Here is a 23,665-nt window from a genome sequence, read left to right as displayed (position 1 = left end):
AGTAAATTACCAAGGGCGCCTCCAAATCGCTGATTTGTATTTGCTTTTAAGCAGCTACTTCTTCTTGATTTTCTTGCTCTGCTGAAATTGATACCAGTTTAATATGTTTTCTACCTATATTGATGGTGAATTCATCCCCTGGTTTTAAGCCTAATTGTTTTGTATAAGCTGAACCTATTAGCAAATTGCCGTTAGACTGCACTGCAATTCGGTAGCTAGCACTGCGTCCGACATGACCATGCTCGTCCGAACGGGTATCAAATGATATCTCTTCTGCATCAAGTAGGGCATTGAGGAATTTCATCATGTTAACTCGCTCTATACCGTCTTTGGTGACGCTATAGTAGCCGCACGCTTTAGCTTTTTCTTCTTTACTGCTATTTGGCAGTTCTTTGACTTTGTTAATTAATTCCTTACCTTCTAGAGGCTCGATTTGCTTAACTTTTTTAGTTGATGCCTCAGTATCTTCGGACTTAGTTTGCTTAACTTTTTTAGCTGATACCTCAGTATCTTCGGGCTTAGTTTGTTTTACTTTTTTAGCTGATGCCTTGTTTTCAAGAGACTTTGTTATTTTCTTTCTTGCCATATTGATACAGTTCAGTTACGAAATTAATTGAGATTTTGACGGTATTACTTTTATTGTATAGACGATACTTCTTTTATGGCAATAATAATTTCTGAAAATAGGCGCCTGTTTTTTTGCTGGAGAGCTAATTCACTATTAACACCTCTAATTTTAATTAGTACAATAAAACTATTGATGATGCTTGCTTCCTTTTTTATCTCTCACAATTTATTACCGATGTACAATATCGTAGGTTCAACAGATAATTAAAGATGGTGCGTCACAGCACTTTGATTTTTTGCTTCGTTGCAGACGCACCCGACTTTGTTAATTTTTCGATTTTTTGCCAATTTTTTCCTAAATCGTATTTTTGCTAGAAGTCGATACCGGGTTTGCTAGCTAAAAGGGTGTATAACAGGTTTTATGTGTTATTGCCTATTGAACAATGACGGATACTCCTATTTCACGAAAATCTACTCAGTCGAAGTCGAAGTCAAAGTCGAAGTTAAAGTCGCAAGATTCTGAAATTGACTTGAAGCAAAGATTGACACAAAAGCGTAAAGCTGCTCAAGCTAAGAAAGAGTTGATTAATTTTCTTTCTGCGGCTGTCGGTGCCGGGTTGTTTCTTGGTGTTATTCTATTCTTGGTCGGTGGTATTAAAGTTGCTGTACCCGGTGTTCTAGGGGTAATTTCTATTTCCCTTTCTTACAAATACCCTGTCCCAGCTTTAATCGCTTTTATGGCTTATGTGCCATTTGGTGGTACTATCACGTATTACATCGGCAATAGTCCTATATTACAACTCGCTAAGGATGCTTTCTATTTACCGGCTTTAATCGGGTTATGGCAAAAGCTGAAAAAAGAACGTTTACCCTTGCTTATCCCCCAAGAGATTAAAACCCCGTTATATATCTTACTTGGGTGTTGCGCTTTAACTCTATTATTTGTTAACGTCCCCCAACAATTCAACCCTCCCCCTTCTTTGCCGTTTAAACCTGCTCCAAAGGAGTTCCCTATTGGTATGGGTTTATTGGGACTCAAAGTATTTTTAGGTTATGTTCCGTTAATTAGCTGCATTTATTATAGTATTCGCGATAAAAGAGATTTTCTACGACTGTCACGCTTACAAGTCATATTTATTCTTATTTGCGGTATTTTAGGAATTATTCAATATTTGCTGCTGTTAGTTGGAGTCTGCGAAGGTACTCGTAACGCTACTGGTGACGCTTTATATAAAGCTTCTATTGATGCTCGATGTTATTTCGGCGGCGCCCTAATTTATAGCCCCTCTGAAGGTATGATACGTTTACCCGGAACCTTTGTGGCGCCGTGGCAATGGGCATGGTTTTTAATATCCAGCACGTTTTTTACCTTCGCAACCGGATTTAGCGACCCCTCAATACTTTGGAAAGGTATCAGCTTAGGGTCTTTAGTTGTAGTTTTCATCAATGCTGTTATTTCTGGACAGCGTATTGCTCTAGCTTTAGTCCCTGTGTGTTTCATTCTCTGTCTATTACTCACAGGACAACTCGGTAACTTGAAAAAATTTATTCCCATGTTTGGAGGACTTGTATTAATTCTCGGTATCGCGATGGTCAGTAACCCCACTGTTGTTGCAGAACGTACCGAAAGCTTTACCAGTCGTTGGGAAGCTTCTCCTCCTCAAGAATTTATTGTCAACCAATTCGAGGAAGTTTGGAAAAACGTTGATGGTCCCCTTGGTAGTGGTCTTGGTCGTGCTACCAACTCCGCACGTGCAATGGGTGAAACTAAATTAGTCGAAACATACTACCCCAAAGTATTGCACGAAGTCGGCATAATTGGGCTAATTGCCTGGATAGTATTTGTAACATTTTTGACTATTATTTGCTTCAAAACCTATCGAAAAATAAAAAACCGTAATTTCCGCAGTTACGCTGCGACTATGTGGGTGTTTATATTGTTTATAAGTTACAACACTTATTACTATCCTCTTGATGTTGACCCGGTAGCTGTATATTACTGGTTTGCCGCTGGAATTTTATTAAAACTTCCGGAAATCGATAAAATCGAACGACTCAAAGAGGAACAATTAGAAAGGGTGGAGACCACAAAAGTTAAAAAGAAGAAAAGTTAGGAGGGGCGGGTTCACCTAAATTTTACATTATTTTCCAAGATATAAATAAACCCGCCCGTACATTAGTTAGGAGTTATAAATTAAAATGAATTTACCGTATATATCAGTAATAATACCGACTTATGGGCGTGAAGAACCTTTACGCGACAGTATCGATGATATTTTAAACCAAGATTATCCTTACTACGAAATTATTGTTGTAGACCAAACCCCCCAACATAAACCTGAAATAGAAACTTATTTACAGCAACAAACCAAATGTTGCAAAATTAAATGGTTCCGTTTGAACTGGGCAAGTTTACCCGGCGCCAGAAATTATGCGGTGCGACGCTCAATTGGTGAGATAATCTTATTTATCGATGATGATGTAAAAGTAGAACCTGGATTTTTAAAGGCTCATGCTCAAAACTTTATCGATAACCCAGAAGTAGGCGCTGTAGCAGGAAGAGTATTTGACCGAATGAAAATGGCAGATGCTTCTATAGGTCGTACTCAAGGTGACGCAAACTATAAAAGCATCGATTATTTACCACCCCAAGCAATGGACCCAGGTATTGCTTGGTATTATATCGACTTAGTTCACACCGTCAAACCCCAACAAGTATTAACCGCAAGGGGGTGTAACATGTCGTTTCGTCGTGAAATCTTTTTCAAACACGGTTTACACTTTGATGAAAGATTTCGTGGTAGTGCAGTACGGGAAGAATCAGACTTTTGTTTAAGATTACGTCAAACAGGATATAAAATTTGGTACGACCCCGAAGCACATCTTATTCATATCGGGGAAGAAACGGGTGGTTGTCACGATATCAGTACACGTTCACCAAAATATCAACTCACCTTTTACCATAATCATTTTTTGATGGGTTTAAAAAATCTTACCGCAAACCAGGCACTAAGATTATACGCGCGTTTATTCGACTGCCATGTACTTGGGCGCCCACCTTGTCATAAAAGCGGTTCGCCAATTAAAATTTTAACGCGCTTTGTCTTCTATACTCTCGGATTTTTCAAAGCTTTAGGTACTGTTATTCAGTCCAAATGGAACGATGGACAAATATATACCCGTCTTGATGATACCGTAGGCGCCTGAATTTATTCCCTTTCTTTGTGCCTTTGCGAACGAGTGCGGTTCAAATAAACAAACCGCAAAGTACGCAAAGTACGCAAAGGAAGAAAGAGAAGAAATTATATATATCAAACCATGAAAATATTAGTTGCTAGTCATACATATATAGTAGACCTCAATTGCGAGAAACTCCGCGCACTTTCTCGACTCGAAGAGGATACCCAGGTTACAGTAGTCGTTCCCAAACGATGGAAACCTGGTGGAGTTCAAAACAAAATCATCGAAACTCAATATCAAGACGAAGGAAATTTCCGAATAGTCCCAGTTTCTAACTTTAGTCAAAACCATCAAGGTTTACTGACATTCGGCACCGATTTAGTACCCTTACTTAAATCATTCCGTCCTGATATAATTCAAGTTGAGCAAGGTGCCAAAAGTTTAGCGTATGCTGAAATGATAACCTTGAACAAACTTTTAGCACTCAAAGCTAAAAACGTCTTCTTTACCTGGTGGAATTTACCATACTCACTCAACAAAGTCGCTTCTCTACTCGAAAAATATAACTTAGATAATACTCACGGTATTATATCAGGCAACCAAGACGGCGCCTCCATTCTTAGACAACGTGGATATAACGGCAAAATCAAAGTTATGCCACAATTAGGAATCGATGAAAACCTCTTTACCCCCAAACTTCAACCTGAACTCAGTGAAAAATTAAATCTTAAACTCGGTGAGTTTATTATTGGCTTTGTTGGTAGATTTGTACCAGAAAAAGGCATAATGACGTTATTGAGTGCGTTGGAAACAATAAAGCATAAAGAGTGGAAGTGTTTGTTGTTGGGAAGAGGAGAACTCAAAGATGAATTATTACAGAAAGCGCGTGCGGCTAATTTAGAAGATAGAATAATCATCGTTGAAAGTGTACCGCATCACGAAGTCTGTAATTATATTAATTTGATGAGTACTTTGGTATTGCCATCAGAAACAACATATAAATTCAAAACTTTAACGTCAGTCGGTTGGAAAGAGCAATTTGGACATGTGATAATAGAGGCGATGGCATGTCAAACACCAGTGATAGGTTCTGACTCTGGGGAAATACCTCATGTGATTGGAAATGCTGGGATGATATTTCCGGAAGGTAATGTAAACTCGTTAGCAAATTGTTTGACTGCGTTGATCGAAGACCCAGAGTTAGCGCATAATTTGGGACAATTGGGTTATGCCAAAGCGATGTCACAATATACTAATACAGCTTTGGCGAAACAGCAGTTAGACTTTTATAAAGAAATATTAACAAAATGAAAATATTACAAATAGTGCCATCTATATCATTAATATACGGTGGCCCAAGTCAAATGGTGTTGGGACTGGCGCCTGCGTTAGTAAAACATGGCGCCGAAGTCACTATACTAACAACAGATAGTAATGGTGACACAGGACAAAAACCTTTAGATGTACCATTGCAGCAACCGATAAAGCGAGACGGGTATGAAATAATTTATTTTCGTTGTGTACCGTTTCGTCGTTATAAATTTTCGCTTTCATTATTAAAATGGTTAAATGAACATGCACATGAATATGATGTAGCACATCTTCATGCATTATTTTCTCCGGTTACGAGTGCAGCAGCGGCAATATGTCGTCAAAACAAGTTACCTTATATATTGCGTCCACTAGGTACACTTGACCCTGCTGACCTACGTAAAAAGAAATATCTCAAAAAAATATATGCAGCATTCTTAGAACGTTCTAACATTGCAGGCGCCTCGGCTTTACATTTTACCAGTAATCAGGAGGCAAAAGTATCAGAACGATTTGGAGTAAAAACACGCGATATTATATTGCCACTAGGTGTAACACCCTCAGCAAATCAAAGTGAAGAAAATATTCGTGCTAAATATTGCATATCAGAAAATGTGCCAATAATTTTATTTATGTCGCGGATAGACCCTAAAAAAGGTTTAGACTTATTAATACCCGCCTTAGAAAGAATTCAAGCACAAGGATTGAACTTTCATTTTATTCTAGCTGGTACAAATCCCCAAGACCCCAATTACGAAACATCCATTAGAACACAATTAGAAAACTCACCCTTACATCAACATACTACTATTACTGGGTTTGTCACAGGCGCCTCCAAATCAGCACTACTCGAAGCATCCGACATATTTGTATTACCCTCATACTACGAAAACTTTGGAATAGCAGTAGCAGAAGCAATGGTTGCAGGTAGACCCGTAGTTATATCTGACCAAGTACACATATGGCATGAAATATATAATAGTCAATCGGGATGGGTAAGTAAAACAGAAATTAACTCTCTCACCGAAGCTATCATCCAAGCACTGCAAAACCCCCAAGAAAGAATAAAACGAGGAGCTAACGCAAAAGAATGTGCCTTGAATTCATTTAGCTGGGATGCAATTGGGCACCAGATGGTAGAATATTATCGAGAAATAATGACATAAACACGTAGGTACGTGACCCAATATAATACATAAAAATCTTGATTTGCGTATTTATCTTGAGAAAAAATCGACTTTTTATTTTAACTTAGAGCAAATAAATATACACGAGTGATAAACTTTTGTGTTGAGTTAATTGCATTAGTTGTGGAATTAGTACCGATTGCATAACTTCTTATAGTTTCGAGATATATATAGCAGGAGAGAATATTTATATAGTCCTTAGCATTCTAATTTGCTGAGGATGTTTTTTATATCAGTACAAAGCTGTTACTTTATACACTTAAAATTAGGTGCCTATGAAAATGTGAACCACGGTTCACATTTTCAACTTCTTACCAGTAATAAAAAGTTAATCTTCTGTACTACCAGTGCTGGGAGCAGCGGCAGGTGTAGATTCACGACTGCGACGTAAAGCGTTGCGTAAACGACTGCTAGAATCTGATGCAGGAGAAGATTGATTAAATTCCCGGCGCCGTCTGCGAGTTGGTTGTGTTTGACCAGATGTTCGGACATCGGCTGTAACTTCCCGGCGCCGACGTGGTGTTGGCTGAGTTGATGATTCACTTTCTGTACGACGACGCAAGCGACTACCGATAGAATTTTCTCCTTCAGAAGAACGTCGCACCCGTCTAGGAGTAGTTTCTGGTGCTGAAGTAACTTCGGTTTGACGACGTAAACGACGACTTAATCTATTACTTGTTGACTCAGACGAATTAGAAGATGCTTGCTGTGACTCAGTGCCAAAGCTGCGGCGCCGTCTTGTTGATGTTGTTGGTACATCGCTGGTTGCCGTGTTGGCATTCGCTTCTAATATACGGCGCCTGCGTCTTGGTGTACTTGATTCATTATTACTAGTGCTAGATGCTACTTGCTCCTGCCTTGAACGCTCTTCACGCTCTCGCCGACGTTTTTGGACATCACGATAACGTCGTGAACCAGAAATTGCAAACTCTGTACCAATATTTACTCCTTGTCTTCCGCTTTCGGAAGGCTTTAACTTCCACTCGCGCGCTTGTCTTAGGGTTTCTTCGTCAAGGTCTCTATCTCCACTCGAACGAGCTAACTTTACATTGGTAACTCTACCCTCATTGTCTGTATCAACAGATACTTCTACTCGTCCTTCTGCACCTCGACGACGGGCACGTTCTGAGTATTTAACTTTACATTCGCGACAGGCAGCACGACCATCACCGCTACGGCGTGAGTTATCGTCGTCTCCACTGTTGCTTGGTAATTTGGGAGTTGTAGGTGCCGTTGCGACTCGTTGTCTACCATTACCTTCTGAATTACGGGTACCTGTACCACCATCACCAGGGTTTAAAGCAATACCAGCACCGCTACTATTTCCAGTTCTGCCTAAACCTGAACCAGTAGTACCAGTACCACCACTGCCACTTGTACCAGCCCCAGTAGTTCCTGTACCACCACTTCCTCCACCAGTTCCTGTATTACTTGTAATACCTGTACCACTACCTGTTAATGCAGTAGTACCACCAGGGGCGCCGCTTCCACGGGTTCCTGTATCTCCATTACCAGGTGTTCCTGAACCTTCGGCACTGCTAGCAACACTTTGGCTACGTGATTCTCTTACACCTCGCAGCGTTTCGCGTAGTGCATCAGAATTATTATTTTGGCTTGGAGTATTTGCAGACTGCGAAGATGTATTGGTGTTGGTACGAACAGGATTACTATTTGATGATGCAACTTGACGTGGTTGTATTGGTCTTTCTGAGTTTGTATTTTGGGTAGTTGCTCTTTCAACTTTGGGTTGAATTTTTTCTGGCTGTACTACCTTTGCTTCCTCAACTATTCTTTGTGTTGGTTGAGGTGGCACTACTGTTTGTCTTTGCGGTACTGGTATTGGTATTGGTACGGGTTTTGGTACAGAAGGCGATTCTATTTTTGTTTGTGGCTCCACTTTTGTATTGTTAGACACTATTCCTTCTGTTGAAGGTTTACTTGCCGAACTTGTCAGAACTTTTGTGTCTTGTTCTAGTTTTGCAGTCTCTTTTGGTTTCTCCAAAGGTTCTTCTTTTGGTTTCTCCGACGGAGTATCAACAACCGCAAATTCTATTGGGTCTTCACTCACTTCAGGCGCCCTAGTTAGATAATTTCCGATACCGGAAGCTAATACACCTACATGTATACCCAAAGAACCAATCAGACTCAGAGTGAGAAAACCCCTCAGAGCTTTAGATTCCTTTTCACGTTGATTAAAAGCGGTGTTGGAGAAACTCATAATTTATTGCTACTTATTCTCACTATATGTACTATAAAGTTATGTAATTAATAAGTCAACTAGAAAACCAGCACATTTTTAGCGACTAGTTCCACTAATCAATAAGATGTCTAGAGAGCATTTTTGAGTATTACTCGCCCCTTCACTTTCGACTAGTATACCAATCCTTTACACAATTGATACAAATCAAGCTTGAAAAAAATCTTAACTTAATGTCATTATGATATACATAAAGATGAGATATTATCGCAACATATTTCAAATTTTGCTGACAATGTGTTTGGTAGTTTGAAACCCTTGTAGCTAAACGCAAATCTGAGATTTATAAAAGGATATGGGAGGATATGGGAATAGATAAGTTATTTGCCGCTGGTGGTATTGTCATGTGGCCCCTGCTTGGTTTCAGCGTTGCTGCAATCGCGCTAATTATCGAGCGAGTTCGTTTTTGGTATCGCATTACCCATCGTCAGAATAAAGTAGTCCGCGAAGTTTTAAATCTTTACCGCTTGGATAATGTCGTTGGTGCGTTGGATAAACTGCAAAAGAATACAGATTTACCAATCGCGCGTATTTTTCTCTCTGCACTAGAGTTAGAAGGAGCTAATCCAGAGGAATTTCGTTTGGCACTCGAAAGTGAAGCGCAAGCAGAAATTCCGATTATGAAGCGATTCAATAATATATTCGAGACTATTATTTCTTTGGCGCCGTTGTTAGGTTTGTTAGGAACTGTATTAGGATTAATCGCATCGTTTGCTTCACTCAATCTAGGTGATGTAGGTGGTACAAAGACTGCTGGTGTAACATCGGGTATCAGTGAAGCGTTGGTATCTACTGCATCAGGATTAATTGTTGCGATTTTCACCTTAATGTTTTCTAATACTTTCCGAGGACTATATCAGCGTCAAATTGCGTTCATGCAAGAATATGGTGGACAGTTAGAGCTACTTTATCGTCGTCGTTACGAGAAAGGAGGAGAAAGAAATTATGCGATTACAAGATGAGGCAGATATTCCAGCACAAATTAATATTGTGCCAATGATTGACGTGATATTCGCGATTTTGACGTTTTTTATCATGTCAACGCTATTTTTAACACGGCAAGAAGGTTTACCAGTAAACTTACCGCAAGCAGCGACTTCGCAAAAATCGCAAATCCCCACTAAAATCACTGTGACAGTCGATGCAGAGGGTGAAGTCAGTGTGAATAAAGTACCAACCAGCATTGATGCTTTAACTGAAAAGGTGCGTACATTAGTAGGTGCAAATCCAGAATCGGTAGTGATTATTAATGCTGACAAAACGGTAGAACACGGTGAGATTGTTGAGGTGATGGATAAAGTGCGTCAGGTAAAAGGCGCCAAGTTAGCCATTGCAACCCAAAGTCCGAAATAGTAAACTTGGCAACGGATTATTGACGGATGTAACGGATGAGTGATTCTAAATAACTCATCCGTTTTTCTGACCAAATTATCTAAATTACCTATCCGTTACATCCGTTACATCCGTTGCCAACTTTCTTGCCTTTCCTCCAATTGGTACACACATGGGTGTCCCTGCTACTGGGTCAGGTACAACTCGACATTCCAAACCAAATACTTCCAACACCATTTCTTGTGTCATCACAACTTCTGGTCTACCTGCTGCAAAAATTGTGCCCCCTTTAACAGCAACAAGATAATCAGCATAACGACAAGCTTGATTTAAATCGTGCAGCACCATTACAATTGTTCGCTGTTGATTTTGGTTCAAATCAAATAATAAATCTAATACTTCTATTTGGTGTGCCAAATCTAAAAAAGTAGTCGGTTCATCTAATAGTAAAATATTTGTGTCCTGCGCTAATGCCATTGCAATCCACGCGCGTTGTCTTTGTCCACCAGATAAAGTATCTAATTCGCGTTCACCAAGTTCTTTGATTCCAGTTGTCTCTAAAGCTACTTCTACCAAGCGCTCATCTTCTTTTGTCCATTGTTGTAACCAGTTTTGGTAAGGGAAACGTCCGCAAGCTACTAAGTCGCGAACTGTTAGACCTTCCGGCGCCACTGGTCCTTGAGTGAGTATTCCTAACTGTTTAGCGACATCTTTAGTAGATAATTTAAATATATCTGCTGAATTTAAATATACTGTTCCATTACTAGGTTTAAGTAATCTTGCTAATCCACGTAATAATGTAGATTTGCCACAACCGTTGGCGCCGACTAATGCTGTGATTTGTCCTTGGGGTATGGTCAAATCAAGATTTTTGATAATCGTAGCGTTATCATAACCAAGAGTTAGATTATTTGCTGTTATTAAGTTTGACATGTTTTATAAAGATTTACGACTTTTGACTAACAAATACACAAAATACGGTGCCCCAATAACAGCAGTTACGATACCACAAGGCAATTCTATCGGAGCAAAAACAGTACGCCCAATAAAATCAGATATTACTACAATCATGGCGCCTGTTACTCCTGCGACTGGAATTAAACCTTGATGATTTGCACCAACTAACTGCCGCGCGATGTGGGGAGCAATTAAGCCGATAAAACCGATTGTTCCAGCGGTTGCAATTGCTGCTCCTGAAAGTGCCGCACTAATTAATAGTAAAAAACTGCGTTGCCATTCCACCCGACTACCCAACCCTTTAGCAATATCATCTCCTAAGTTTAGAGTATTCAATTGCGGCGCCTTCATTATAGATAAAGGTACAAATACAACTATCCAAGGTAGTAAAGAAAAAACCTGTTCCCAAGTTCGACCATAAACACTACCCGCTAACCAAACCAAAGCTTGACTGACATCATATATATTACCGAATGTCACCATTAGACTAGTAAAAGCACTTGCGACAGAGGCAATTCCAACACCAATCAAAATTAATTTAATCGGATGAGTTCCTTTATCCCATGCCAATAAATAAATTACCAAAGAAGTCAGTAACGCACCAGTAAAGGCAGATAGAGGTAAAACTCCTACAGGTAAACTCGGCAACAGTACTATTAAACTAACAGCCGCTAGACTGGCGCCTGCGTTTACACCAATAATGCCAGGGTCAGCTAAAGGGTTTTTAGTTAAACCTTGCATAATTGTTCCAGAAATTGCCAGTGCTATGCCCACTAAGCAAGCGGTTAAAGTTCTCGGTAATCTTAAGGTATTAATTACAAACGCATAATCAGGGTTTCCTGTATCTATTCCTAATACAGTTTTAATTACAACCAACGGTGGAGTCGGGTATTCTCCAACGGAGGTGTTAATTACCATTGCCGCAACAGTAATAAATGTCAAGATAATAAATATACCAGGAACTTGGCGTTGCAATCTTAAAGAAATACCAAGTTTGGGAGAACGAATAACGAGTGATTTCACTTCTTCACCTTCTTTTTCGCTAAATAAACAAAGAACGGCGCCCCAACTAAAGCGGTCATAACTCCAACGGGAATTTCCTGGGGTCTAATTACTAATCGCGCTAAGACATCAGAACCTAAAAGTAAGATTGCTCCAAAAACGGCACTATAAGGTAAAATCCAACGATAATCAGTGCCAACTATAAAACGAACAATATGAGGAACAACTAAACCAATAAATCCTATTGACCCAGCAGCCGCAACCGCAGCACCTTCTAAAAGTAGAACACTAACGGCACCTGCAATTTTTACCCATAAAGTTTGTTGCCCTAATCCCTTCGCCACATCCTCCCCCAGACTTAAAATTGTGATTTGTCTAGATAAAGCGAATGCGATTATCAAACCAATAATTATGTAAGGCAGTATTTGAACAATAATGCCTTCATCAATACCAGCTAACGAACCAGCTAGCCAAAAGCGAATTTCTTCTAAAGTACGTTGACTGACAATGAGAATACCTGTTGTTAGTGAAGCAAGTAATGCACTCACAGCGGCGCCTGCAATAGTAAGATTGAGAGGGGTAACACCACTACGTCCCAGCGATGCAAGGAAGTATACACTAAAAACACTGACTCCGGCGCCTGCAAATGCATACCAAATATAGGTGCTTGGAGTTGAAGCACCAAACGCGAAAATACTAATTACCACAGCAAAAGCAGCGCCTGCATTAACACCTAAAATACCAGGGTCAGCAAGAGGGTTACGAGTTATACCTTGCATTATTGCACCAGCAGTAGCCATTGCGGCGCCTACCAGCATTGCAATTATTGAACGTGGTAAGCGCACAGTCTGAACAATTAGGTGTTCTCTAGAACCATCAAACTGAGTAAAAGCACTTAATATCTGATTAAGCGGAATATCGGCGGCGCCAAACGAAACGCTAAAAACTAAACATACCAGGAGAGCAGTTACCGCTAAAATTAAGCCTCCAACAGGCAAAGTTAGCGACAATAGAAAATTTCTCCCCAAAGATGAGGTTGATTTACTCATTAATTATTGAGAATTACTTTTAAGTCACCTACTATATTAAATACCATAACTTCTCATTAATTTGAATACACAAGGTGCCTATCCAATTAACCCGCCTTCATTAATATCTGCGGGTCATGCCAAGTTCCAAACCTTGACTTAGTGCAGCAATTGCTGAGTCACAGTCGTAGTCGTCGGTGTCAATTTTCCAAGTTCCTTGCCCAATTATGGCAACCTTGCGCGGAATAGTACAAAATTGCCGCTGTTCCATAATTATCGTTCTGGTAATTGTTTATTTGATATAATATCGACGTAAAATTACCCAGGAAACAACAGGTGTACTAATTAAGGCAGTGACTGAGTTTAATGGTAGCACAGTTTGGTTTCCAGGAATAGTACACATTAAATCTGCGATTAACGCCATAATTGCCCCCATTATTATTACCGCAGGTACTAAAATACGATGGTCGCAACTACCAAACATGCTTCTACATAAATGGGGAACTGCGGCTCTTGCGTACTTAGCGTGCTAAACTTGTGGTAAAATAAGCTTAAAACTCTTGCTGGGTTTATCTTACAGCCATTGCTACCTTCAGAACGGTTTTTTATCGCTTAAATTTAAACTATAAGTGCCTATAAGCCTTGTAAATAAAGCATACTTGTAAATTTTAATTAAAATTTAGCACGCTATGTACGAAAGAACCGGAAAAGGTTAGTTTGCTTAACGGACAATTGGCAAATAATATTAGTGGAATTACAACAATAAAGAGCTTTACTGCGGAAGAATATGAAAATGCTCGATTAAGAATTGAGAGTGAAGCGTATAGAAAGAGTAATAATAAAGCAATTAAACTACAATGGCTTCTGTAGATAGAGTTATGGATTTATTAGATACACCAATTCAAATTAACACAGGTGATATACATTTAGACGTAGATAAGGCGCGCGGGGAGATTGAATTTAAAAATGTCAGTTTTAGTTATCAAACAGAATATCAACCAATCATCAAAAATCTATCTTTACATATCGGTTCCGGAAAAACCATTGCCATCGTTGGTTCTACAGGTTCTGGTAAAAGCACCTTAGTTAAACTCTTGCTCAGATTCTATGATGTAACGGATGGTACAATTACAATAGACGGTATAAATATTTAAAATTTAGACTTACATGATGTACGTCACAGTATCGGTTTAGTTAGCCAAGATGTATTTTTATTTCATGGCACAGTCGCAGAAAATATCGCTTACGGAAGCTTTGGCGCCAGAGACGAAGAAGTAATCAACGCTGCTAAAATAGCCGCAGCACATGAATTTATTACCCAACTTCCCCTTAAGTATGAAACAATAGTAGGCGAAAGAGGTCAAAAACTATCGGATGGATAAAGACAACGAATTGCCATTGCCAGAGCAGTATTAAAAAATCCACCCATCTTAATATTAGACAAAGCCACATCAGCCGTAGACAACGAAACCGAAGCCGCAATCCAACGTTCCTTAGAAAAAATTACAGTAAATAGAACCACAATAGCTGTCTTCCCATCGTCTTTCTACCATCCGTAATCCCGATTGCATATACGTTATGGAATATGGACAATTAGTAGAAGCAGGCAAACACGAGCAACTATTAGAAAAAAATGGAATTTATACAGTGTTGTGGCGAGTACAATCAAGAGTAAGGTAATATTAATTTTTTTCAAATGATCCTATTTTTTTCTACCATTAGGCGCCAATTGTGATATTACAACATGTCTTCTAATTTGGTTCATTTGTACCCATTGTGATTGAATTTGTTAGTGCGTGAGTTACTCTAAGCTAAAAAATCTGGTAAACGAAGCTTTCATGTTATCCGTAATATATATATTTATGGTAGGATAGTTTGCGGCAACAAAAAAAATGTACCTGAAGGCGCGAATTATCATTGGCATAAAAGAAATATCTTCTATACAATAAAAGTAATGCCCTCAAAATTTCACTTTAATTTCGTAACTAAACTGTATCAATATGGCGAGAAAAAAAATAACGAAGTCTGAAGAGCGCGAGCCATCAGCGAAAAAAGTCAAACAAGTCAAACCCGAAGAAAACAAGGCATCGGCTAAAAAAGTCAAAGAAATTAAGCCCTTGGAAGGTGAGGCATTAGTTAGCAAAGTCAAAGAAATGCCGAACAGTAGTAAAGAAGAAAAAGCTAAGGCCTGCGGCTACTATAGCGTCACCAAGAACGGCATAGAGCGAGTTAACATGATGAAATTCCTCAATGCTCTACTTGATGCAGAAGAGATATCATTTGATACCCGTTCGGATGAGCATGGTCATGTCGGCCGCAGTCCAAACTATCGAATTACAGTGCAATCTAACGGCAATTTGCTTGTAGGTTCAGCTTATACAAAACAATTGGGCTTGAAACCTGGAGATGAATTTACCATCAATATCGGAAGAAAGCACATTAAATTGATATCAGTCTCAGAGCAAGAAGAGCCAGAAAATCAAGACGAACTTGCTGCTTAAAAGCTAATTTAAATCTATGATGGGCGCCCTTTGTGATAAACTTGGGGCGCCTTTTCTAATCACGGGACACGAATTAAACGAATTATTCAGCACCAACAAAAGCTTAAACGGGACACGACAAAATAATCTCACAGTTTGTACTTGTGCGAACAATATAACGCTGGGACTGGGTGTTTACACTTGTAACTCCTTAGTGAGATGGTGCGTACCCGAACTATATTGATAGGTGCCATTAATTTATCTCCTAGCAGTTAACGGTTAACTATTTCTTGCAAATTCATGATGAGAAAATCCAGCCATATATGTAATAAAATTACTCTCAGGTTCAGAAAATTCTTGCCTGCACAAAAGTGCCTTTCTAAGTAGCTTAATAGCGGGTCTTCTACATAGTTTGATTAGTTCGGTTCTTCCGGAATTAGCGTGCTAAATTTTAATCTCAGTCGATAACTTTCCTTTAAAATCAAGGCAAACGCGGCGCTTATAGTCGTACATTTTAGTTAGAATGCATTATTGTAATCAAAAATGGCTGTAATAAAAGCCTAGTAAGAATTTCAAGATTATTTTTAAATAATTTAGCACGCTAATTACGGAAGAGCCAAAAGTTTGAGGTCTAAAGCAATGTAAGTATGACCAAAGCTACCTGTGCCCAAATTTTGGACGATTTTATAACGTCCGCCTAGTAATTGACCTAACATAATCGTAATCAGTTATGGATATTATAAATTTTCTATAAAGAGTAGTCAACAAAGCGTAGTAAATCGTAAGAAAAACTCGTTTTTTGCTGTTCACTTCGCAAAACTCCTCTGTAGTCGTGACCAGTAGCAAGCGAGTCTTAAACTCAACCACATGGTACGTAGGATGGTAGGAATTTTACAGGCAGACTACCCAAGCCCAATACAATGAATGTGGTCGTTGCTTACCGCTCAAGATTCATTGCATACCTAATCTGTTACTAAGCTAGGCTTTCCGCAGTACAAAGACTGCGTTAGTTCGATGTCGTATTATTGCTTTTAATCCGATGTTTCGAGCAGCGTTTAAACCGGAATGGGCAGAATAACAATTTTTAGGATTAACCACAAAGTCAGCACCTGGTTCATATTTTGGTTCTAATTTCCCGTCATGAATCATGCGTATTGCTACTTCACCACTGTGTAAATTAATCCTGTACAATTCGTTATTCCAAGGGTCTAATCTTGAAGTGTATCTGGGGTTAACACGAGTAGTTAGTATCCCATAGTCTTGATACGCTATCCGGTTGGTTTCTTGAAACACCTTAGATTTTAACCAATAAGCTCGTTTTTGATTTGAACGACGGGAATATTTTCCGCGACAAGGTTTTAAATTGGTAAGATGTTCAAACGCAATTACAGAACATTTCCAATCATGAGCAAAATGTGCAATTCTTCGTGCAACTCTTCTACTCATTTCCCTTTCTGCATTGTGTATTTGTTCCCAGCGTCGATTACAAAAACCTTTATTTATAATTCCAGTTTTTTGCATTCGGATTGCTATCCGTCCTAGTCGTCTCTTCCTACGCTTTGTATGGTTCGATTGAGATATGAAGTGTCGTGCAACTTCCACAACTACACCGTTAGCGTCGATTTCTAGAACGGAAAGAATAGCAATATTACGATCTAAATCCATATCAACCCCTAAGACTCGTACTGAGTTTTTAGCAAGTTGATTTTTAATTCCTCCTGTAGCGGGAATATATTTTTGTAAACTGAATGTTAGATAAGCCTTGTTTCCTTTAATTACAATGCTTGGTGATGCTTTATGCCAACCATTTAATCCTGTAGGGTCATGAACAAATGACCGACTTTGATAATCAAATTTAATCCACTTCCATTGACCTTTATTTTTAATTTTTAGCAAGATATTTCCGTCGAAGTCATCCTTCCAAACTCCAGCATCATAACTGGGAGAAAAATTAAATTTTCTGGGCTGTACTGGAGGTCGGTGATGTTTCTTTTTATTCGGTCTATCCTTCCATTTCTGGTATGAAGTATTCCACGATTCCCATGCACCGATTGCCTTACGAATTGCGGAACGCTTTAACTGAGATGGAATATCAAATGGAAGTGCAAATTCGCTACCTGGATTACTTAGTAATTCATAAGCTCTCCATCCTGAGTACTCAGAATCATCCGACAAAACGTGTTCCGGATAAGTATTTATCAATGCAAAATAGAAATTTACAACTTCGTTATAAGCCAATCTTGTTTCAATCAACTCAATCCCATTACGAATCAATTTGCATTGTAAAGACTTAGTTCCAATGTTGTAACCTTTCTTTTTCTGTAGCATTGACAAACCACCCTGTTTTTCCTTCGCTTAAAACGATTATCACAGAATTACTCTGTTTTGTCAACCTCATTTAAAATCTTTTTTTCGTACTTACGCAGGAAATAAAGTTTGCTGCTGAAACAATGCATTATGCTCATAAAATCCTCCATCATTTCTTGATGCGGAGGTTTGTAGGTATTATTTAAAACAATTATCTTGCAGCCATTCAGGTTACAAAACCATTCAATGAAGTCAAATCCAAACCTTGCCAACCTATCCTTATGGGCAACTACAATATTTGTAACTTCACCCTTTGCGACTTTTTCCATCACCTGTATGAATTTCTTACGCTTGAAATTTAGTCCTGAACCGATATCCGTAATACACTCATTGCCTGGGTAATGGTTTGCTAAGTACTCAATCTGTGTTTTTAAATCATCTTTCTGAGAACTTGTTGAAACGCGCGCATATAAAATTGTGGTTATTGAACCAGATTTAATTTGTTCGAGACTGGATACTGAGTACCGTCTATGACCACCTGGAGACTTGATACATTCTATTTTTCCGTCATTTGCCCAATCCACTAGGGTTCTTGGATGGAAACCATACCGTCTTTGTGCTTCTTGTGGCGTTATATACATTCACAGATTAACTACGCTTTACCATGATATGTTACACTACATTGATATTAGATGCAACGACAGAAAAATGCTGGTTGACACAATATATATTAGTACAATAATGCTAAGATGCTACGCTGCGGGAAAACTGCGCCCTTCGTTCGCGACTCATGACATGAGGGATGCGTTGAATAATTCTTTGATGGTTGTAATTAGGAGTTGTGGTTCAATAGGTTTAGACAAATGTCGTTGAAATCCTGCTTGCAAAGCTTGTTTTTGATTTATTTCTCCAGCGAATGCGGTGAGGGCAATTGTTGGTATAGTTCTATATTGCGGCGCCAAAGTTATTAATTGCTGAATGAGTGTATAACCGTCCATATCTGGCATTCCGATATCACTTACTAATATATCTGGTTTGTTGTGGACTATAGTTGCAAGAGCTTCGGCGCCTGAATTAACGGCTGTTACTGATGCTCCATATATAGACAACATAGAGGCGATAAACTCTAATGTATCGGTATTATCATCAACTACCAAAACTGTAATACCATCTAAATTAAGGGATGACTCGGAGGCTTTGTTATCGACGTTTGTTTGGCAAGAATTTGGTATGAGTGGTAATGTAACAGTAAAGTTTGCCCCTTGCCCTTCGCCTAAACTCTCTGCATAAACGGTTCCACCATGTAGTTCTACTAGGTGACGGACTATTGCTAATCCTAAACCTAAACCTCCAAATTTTCGGGTTATGCTGCCATCTTCTTGACGAAAATAATCAAATATGTAAGGAAGAAAGCCGGGGTTAATGCCTTTACCATTATCGCTGACGATTATTTGGGCTGTATTCCCAAGATGTTTAAGAGCGATGCTTACTTGTCCTCCAACGTCGGTAAATTTAACTGCGTTGGACAGCAGGTTCCAAACTATTTGCTGTAATCGATTTGCGTCACCTGAAACTTGTCCTATATTTGGTTCAAACTTTGCATTTATTTGGATTGATTTTGCTTGTGCTGCTAGCTGTACTGTTTCCATTGCAGCTTCAATTGTCGGCGCCAAATCAACTGGATGAACACTTAGAGACAATTTGCCTTGTAAAATTCGGGAGACATCAAGTAAATCTTCGATTAGTTCCGATTGTAACTTGGCGTTGCGTTCAATGGCGTTTAATGCTTGGGCGGTTTTGGAAGAGTCGAGTTTGCCTGTTTGAAGTAACTTTGACCAGCCTAAAATGGGGTTTAAAGGTGAACGCAATTCATGCGATAATACCGCTAGAAATTCATCTTTAATTCGGTTGGCTTGTTGCAGTTGCTGTGCTTGTTGTTGAATTTGTTCATGAGCTTGCCGTTGCTCGGTTTTGTCCTGCAAAATTTTCACAAATCCCTGCACATTTCCCGCTTCTGAAAGCAATGGCATCATTAAACCGCTTGCCCAAAAGCGACTGCCATTAGAGCGTATGTGCCAACGTTCGTTTTCTGCGCGTCCTTCTGTCAAGGCTAGTTCCATTTCTTGCTCGGCTCTATTAATGTCGTTGTCTTCTGGTGTAAAAATCAACCGACCGCTACAACCAATAGCAACAGCCTCTGTATAACCCAAAACCCTTTCGGCGCCTGAATTCCAACTAGAAATTATGCCGTTAAGGTCAAGGGTAAAAATTGCGTATTCTTTGGCACTTTCAACCATGAGCCGGAAGCGAGATTCGCTTTGACGCAAGGCTTCTTCTGCCTGTTTACTATCAGTAATATTGCGGAAGAAAATTGTAATTCCGTTGTTTGCTGGGTAGCTGTTAACTTCATACCAGCGATTATGGTCTGGGTAAAACGCTGTCAATGACTCAGCCACACGGTTACGCATGACGCGACGGTGAAGCTGCCCGAATTTAGTATCCGCAAGTCCAGGAAACCATTCCCAGAAATTTTTACCAAGCAAGGCGCCTGCATTACAGTCAAGCAAATGTTCTGCTGCCTGATTTACATATGTAAATTCCCAGTTAAAATCGAGCGCTAGGAAGCCATCTTTTATACTCTCCAAGATATTTCGGCTTTGCTTCTCGCTTTCGATTAAAGCTATTTCCGCAATTTTGCGCTCAGTAATGTCAACGGCAACCGCGTAAACTACCTGTTCTTTGGGATACGACTGTGCGTTCCAAAGCAACCAATGCTGGGAGCCATCTTTGTGACGATAACGGTTTTCAAATGCAAATGATTTGTTACCCGACAAAACACGCTCTATTTCCGCTTCGGTTCTAGCGATATCATCTGGGTGTAAGAAATCAGTCCAAGGACGCGATGTCATTTCGTCCACCGTCCAGCCAAGCATTCGTTCAAAGGTTGGACTGGCCCATTTAAAGTAACCGTCTATACCAACTACTACTTGCAAATCTGAACCTACGGCAAGAAAACGCTCCCGTTCCTGTTCAATTTTTTTACGCGCCGTAGTATTTGTAAATAAGATGCCTAACTTGTGGCTTTGCGGTTCGCCAAGGGGAAAAGCGTTGATATCAAACCAACGATTCATTACATTCGATTGATTTTCAAACCGAACGGGTTCGCCAGTTTTCACAACTCTACCATAAATTTCAAACCAGAAGGCTTCGATATTGGGCACGAGAGAGGATATGGTTTTACCTGCCGCTTCCCTAAGTCCCGTAAGCGCTTCAAATACTGGGTTCACTACAAGAAACCGATAATCAATTGGTTTATCGTTTTCGTCAAACAACACTTCGCAAATACAAAAGCCTTGGTCAATAGACTCGAACAACGTGCGATATTTTTCTTCAGATTCACGCAATGCTGTTTCGACGCGTGTGCGTTCCAATTTTTGAAAGATGCGGTTCGCTAATTCCTGCATCAATTTAATTTCGTCATCGTGCCAATTATAAGGCTGTGAATGAAACACAGTAAACGAAAATTTCCATTCCCCGTCTCGAATTAACGGGATATTAAGTTCCGCACCGATCTTAAGCTTATGAAAGCGTTGTGCGTCAAAAACACGTTTATCAGTATTAACATTTCTCACAACAATAGGTTTTCCGGTTTGGACGGCGATTAAAAATTCGTCGGTAACAAACTCTGAAATGCGATAGGCGCCAACCAAACTCGGTATATTATCTTGATGCCAATTATATTCAATTAACGCTTCATCTGTCGCCAAATTAATTTTGGTAAACACACAGCTTGAAGTATTGATATAACCCCAAAGCTTTTCGCCGACCAATTGCACAATCTTATCTACATCATCTATATCCACCAAGTCTTGACTAATTTTATCAAGAAATTTGGCGTTGAGTTCTGCACATTTACGCTCGCTAATATCTCGAATTTGCTGCAATGCCCGTATTACAGATGGTACTAACCGTTTTATACGTTGTTTGAGTACATAATCGGTGGCGCCATTTTTAAGTGCTACAATCTCTAACTCCTCATCCAAACTGCTAGATACAAAAATAAATGGAACATCAGGACTAATTTTACAGGCAATTTCTAGAGCAGAAAGTCCATTAATATCAGGAACCGCAAAATCAGCCAAAACTAAGTCAAATACATTATTATCGAGTGCTGCAACGAAATCTGAGCGGGTTTCCACTCTCAATAATTCACAATTAATGGCCCCCTGACGCAAGGTAGCTTTAATTAGATCGGCATCCTCAAGATTGTTGTCAAGCAAGAGAACCTGAAGCGACTTCATATCAACATCTCGAAAGGAGTACAATCTCATCGACTTACTATAACAGCACCAGCAATAGCTGCTAATGTAATATAGCATTAGTACTAACTCAAATCAACTCTACCCAAAGAAATACAAAAACCTAAAATCCTGAAACGAAGCGCAGTTACTTATAGCATCACGCACCCACTCCTAGTTAATATAATCACAATCAATTTAAAAACTTAAGTACTTAGCGCAAAATAAGCGCTATTTTACAGGATGAACATCTATAATTAGCATACTTTTTATACATAATCATACACAACAGCGAGCTTTGTGTAGGCAAAACGGCGCCTGAAAGCATTAATAATAAAAAAATATGTACTATAAGTTTAGACGATATTATAGGAAATTTAAAATGAGGCGCCGAAACAGTTTGTACTCTATCGTAGCAAGTCTTGCAATTGTAGCAATAACTACAGTAATCATGTTAAGTATTTTAGGAATCACTGCTCCTGTAAGCTATGCAAGCACAATTACTCAGCCAACGTTAAAAGCTCAAACACCGCATATAATCGTGTATCGTAGTCCTGAGTGTACCTGTTGCGGTGGGTGGATTAAGCATTTAAAAACAGAGGGTTTCTCTGTCCAAGATTTTCCGACATCTGATATTGAGGCAGTAAAACAGAAGTTGCAAGTTCCCGATAACTTAACATCTTGCCATACAGCAATGATAGATGGGTATGTTATTGAAGGACATGTTCCGGCAAATGATATCAAACGTTTGCTTGAGAAAAAATCAAATATCTCTGGCTTATCTGTTCCTAATATGCCTGTAGGTACTCCTGGAATGGAGATGGGTGATAGAAAAGACCCATTTAGCGTCCTTTCCTTCGATAACAAAAACAGAATTGGAGTATTTAACCAATATCTGTAGTGTAGATTACTTTCATCGCCGCAAAAATTGAGAACTGGTGTTATGACAATTTACATATTGCTGAAGTTCTTATGGAGAATTTCTTAACCCTGTTGTTGACGTAGAAACATTGCGAGATTGGCAGATGGCATTACCCAATAATACTGCTTTTAAGCAAGCATCCCTCGAATGATTGGTGAATTTGGCGCCGATTTAATTAAATCCGCAAGAGATAATTAAAGTTTTAAGTAGCAGGCTTAAGAGAATCTGTAACTTTTACAACATTGCCTCTCAAGCCGCAAATACTACAAACCTATTATTTAATGTTCGTGCAACCAGTTGTTCAAATCATCAATACTAGCAAAATCTAATAACGCTTCGCCAAGTGCTTCTAACTCACTTGAGTTCATAGACTCAACACGCACGCGCACTTGAGGCAATAATTCTCCAAATCGTCGTGACAGCAAGCGTAGAATTAACGATTGTTCACCTTCTATTCGTCCTTCTTCTCGTCCTTCTTGTCTTCCTTCTTGTCTTCCTTCTTGTCTTCCTTCTTGTCGTCCTTCAACTCTACCGCGTTTGTAACCAATTCGCTCACCTGTGGTAAGATAAGGCATACTCTGCTCCTCTTCAAATTGTTTTAATTCTTCCCAAAATTTATTTTCTAGCCTTTCTGGTAAAATTATAACCCAATCTATAAATCTATAGAGGTTACGAATATCTTGTTCTTCTAGCCCTTTTTCATAAAGTTGGCGTATCAAACCAAATTTTGACTCTTTGCGCTGCTTGGGTTTTCCTTTAAGGGACTTCCAAAAATTTAATTCTCCATATTGTGGAATGGGCATCCTTGCCCGTTCAAACTATGGGCGGGCAAGGATG

General features: G+C 39.3%; 19 protein-coding genes and 2 pseudogenes. 9 read left to right on the top strand and 12 right to left on the bottom strand.

The features are described from left to right. Positions 1–46: 46 nt before the first annotated feature. Positions 47–433, bottom strand: a complete 387-nt coding sequence (locus tag DSM106972_RS46700; RefSeq protein ID WP_233787345.1) for an AbrB/MazE/SpoVT family DNA-binding domain-containing protein — start codon at positions 431–433, stop codon at positions 47–49. A gap of 577 nt (positions 434–1,010) precedes the next feature. On the opposite strand from DSM106972_RS46700, the gene hpsL reads away from it, so the two are divergent. The 4 genes from hpsL (at position 1,011) to hpsP (ending at position 6,224) form a co-directional block, all read left to right on the top strand. Continuing rightward, complete coding sequence (gene hpsL / locus DSM106972_RS46695; RefSeq protein ID WP_127087106.1) at positions 1,011–2,681, top strand: hormogonium polysaccharide biosynthesis protein HpsL; 1,671 nt, start codon at positions 1,011–1,013, stop codon at positions 2,679–2,681. An 85-nt stretch (positions 2,682–2,766) separates the two neighbouring features. Continuing rightward, on the top strand, positions 2,767–3,774 hold the full coding sequence (hpsN, locus tag DSM106972_RS46690; protein WP_127087105.1) for a hormogonium polysaccharide biosynthesis glycosyltransferase HpsN: 1,008 nt from the start codon (positions 2,767–2,769) through the stop codon (positions 3,772–3,774). 111 nt (positions 3,775–3,885) lie between these two features. Further along, the gene (hpsO, locus tag DSM106972_RS46685; RefSeq protein ID WP_127087104.1) at positions 3,886–5,058 is read left to right on the top strand and encodes a hormogonium polysaccharide biosynthesis glycosyltransferase HpsO; all 1,173 of its coding nucleotides are present in this window, start codon (positions 3,886–3,888) and stop codon (positions 5,056–5,058) included. After that, the gene (hpsP, locus tag DSM106972_RS46680; RefSeq protein ID WP_127087103.1) at positions 5,055–6,224 is read left to right on the top strand and encodes a hormogonium polysaccharide biosynthesis glycosyltransferase HpsP; all 1,170 of its coding nucleotides are present in this window, start codon (positions 5,055–5,057) and stop codon (positions 6,222–6,224) included. Before hpsO ends, hpsP begins: the two co-directional genes overlap by 4 nt. Positions 6,225–6,573: 349 nt before the next feature. Here the strand turns inward: hpsP and DSM106972_RS46675 are convergent, their stop codons facing one another. Further along, positions 6,574–8,463, bottom strand: a complete 1,890-nt coding sequence (locus DSM106972_RS46675; RefSeq protein ID WP_127087102.1) for a TonB family protein — start codon at positions 8,461–8,463, stop codon at positions 6,574–6,576. 344 nt (positions 8,464–8,807) lie between these two features. Between DSM106972_RS46675 and DSM106972_RS46670 the strand changes: the two genes are divergently transcribed. Beyond that, positions 8,808–9,464, top strand: coding sequence for a MotA/TolQ/ExbB proton channel family protein (locus tag DSM106972_RS46670; protein WP_127087101.1), 657 nt, complete (start codon positions 8,808–8,810; stop codon positions 9,462–9,464). Then, on the top strand, positions 9,448–9,855 hold the full coding sequence (locus DSM106972_RS46665) for an ExbD/TolR family protein (protein WP_127087100.1): 408 nt from the start codon (positions 9,448–9,450) through the stop codon (positions 9,853–9,855). The genes DSM106972_RS46670 and DSM106972_RS46665 overlap by 17 nt, the downstream gene beginning before the upstream one ends. Before the next feature lie 84 nt (positions 9,856–9,939). Here DSM106972_RS46665 and DSM106972_RS46660 read toward each other — a convergent pair whose 3' ends face one another. From DSM106972_RS46660 to DSM106972_RS46645, 5 genes and pseudogenes are all read right to left on the bottom strand, one after another. Next, positions 9,940–10,767, bottom strand: coding sequence for an ABC transporter ATP-binding protein (locus DSM106972_RS46660; protein ID WP_127087099.1), 828 nt, complete (start codon positions 10,765–10,767; stop codon positions 9,940–9,942). A 3-nt stretch (positions 10,768–10,770) separates the two neighbouring features. After that, entirely contained in the window at positions 10,771–11,814 is a 1,044-nt protein-coding gene (locus DSM106972_RS46655; protein WP_127087098.1) for a FecCD family ABC transporter permease, read from the bottom strand. Continuing rightward, a complete protein-coding gene (locus tag DSM106972_RS46650; RefSeq protein ID WP_127087097.1) occupies positions 11,811–12,842 on the bottom strand; it encodes a FecCD family ABC transporter permease in 1,032 nt (343 codons plus the stop codon). The genes DSM106972_RS46655 and DSM106972_RS46650 overlap by 4 nt, the downstream gene beginning before the upstream one ends. A 100-nt stretch (positions 12,843–12,942) precedes the next feature. Beyond that, complete coding sequence (locus tag DSM106972_RS51895) at positions 12,943–13,092, bottom strand: hypothetical protein (protein WP_158632998.1); 150 nt, start codon at positions 13,090–13,092, stop codon at positions 12,943–12,945. Between the two features lie 21 nt (positions 13,093–13,113). After that, positions 13,114–13,329, bottom strand: a pseudogene (locus DSM106972_RS46645) (iron chelate uptake ABC transporter family permease subunit); the annotation flags it as partial. A gap of 197 nt (positions 13,330–13,526) precedes the next feature. Between DSM106972_RS46645 and DSM106972_RS46640 the strand changes: the two are divergent. Together DSM106972_RS46640 and DSM106972_RS46635 are read left to right on the top strand one after the other, a co-directional pair. Then, positions 13,527–14,501: pseudogene (locus DSM106972_RS46640) on the top strand (ABC transporter ATP-binding protein); the annotation flags it as partial. A 320-nt stretch (positions 14,502–14,821) separates the two neighbouring features. Then, complete coding sequence (locus tag DSM106972_RS46635; RefSeq protein ID WP_186538624.1) at positions 14,822–15,322, top strand: AbrB/MazE/SpoVT family DNA-binding domain-containing protein; 501 nt, start codon at positions 14,822–14,824, stop codon at positions 15,320–15,322. Positions 15,323–15,906: 584 nt separating this feature from the next. Here the strand turns inward: DSM106972_RS46635 and DSM106972_RS54490 are convergent. From DSM106972_RS54490 to DSM106972_RS46620, 4 genes are all read right to left on the bottom strand, one after another. Beyond that, the gene (locus DSM106972_RS54490) at positions 15,907–16,017 is read right to left on the bottom strand and encodes a serine/threonine-protein kinase (RefSeq protein WP_145837643.1); all 111 of its coding nucleotides are present in this window, start codon (positions 16,015–16,017) and stop codon (positions 15,907–15,909) included. A gap of 262 nt (positions 16,018–16,279) precedes the next feature. After that, entirely contained in the window at positions 16,280–17,629 is a 1,350-nt protein-coding gene (locus DSM106972_RS46630; protein WP_127087096.1) for a hypothetical protein, read from the bottom strand. Between the two features lie 47 nt (positions 17,630–17,676). Beyond that, a complete protein-coding gene (locus DSM106972_RS46625; RefSeq protein WP_127087095.1) occupies positions 17,677–18,249 on the bottom strand; it encodes an IS607 family transposase in 573 nt (190 codons plus the stop codon). A gap of 147 nt (positions 18,250–18,396) precedes the next feature. Next, positions 18,397–21,909, bottom strand: coding sequence for a PAS domain S-box protein (locus tag DSM106972_RS46620; protein ID WP_158632997.1), 3,513 nt, complete (start codon positions 21,907–21,909; stop codon positions 18,397–18,399). A 379-nt stretch (positions 21,910–22,288) separates the two neighbouring features. Between DSM106972_RS46620 and DSM106972_RS46615 the strand changes: the two genes are divergently transcribed. Continuing rightward, entirely contained in the window at positions 22,289–22,807 is a 519-nt protein-coding gene (locus tag DSM106972_RS46615; protein ID WP_127087093.1) for a DUF411 domain-containing protein, read from the top strand. Between the two features lie 299 nt (positions 22,808–23,106). Here DSM106972_RS46615 and DSM106972_RS46605 read toward each other — a convergent pair whose 3' ends face one another. Further along, on the bottom strand, positions 23,107–23,631 hold the full coding sequence (locus tag DSM106972_RS46605) for a DUF4351 domain-containing protein (protein WP_325052282.1): 525 nt from the start codon (positions 23,629–23,631) through the stop codon (positions 23,107–23,109). Positions 23,632–23,665 lie beyond the last annotated feature (34 nt).

The organism is Dulcicalothrix desertica PCC 7102, from assembly GCF_003991905.1.
GTDB classification, from domain to species: Bacteria; Cyanobacteriota; Cyanobacteriia; order Cyanobacteriales; family Nostocaceae; genus Dulcicalothrix; species Dulcicalothrix desertica.
This window is presented reverse-complemented; position numbering and strand designations above follow the sequence as displayed.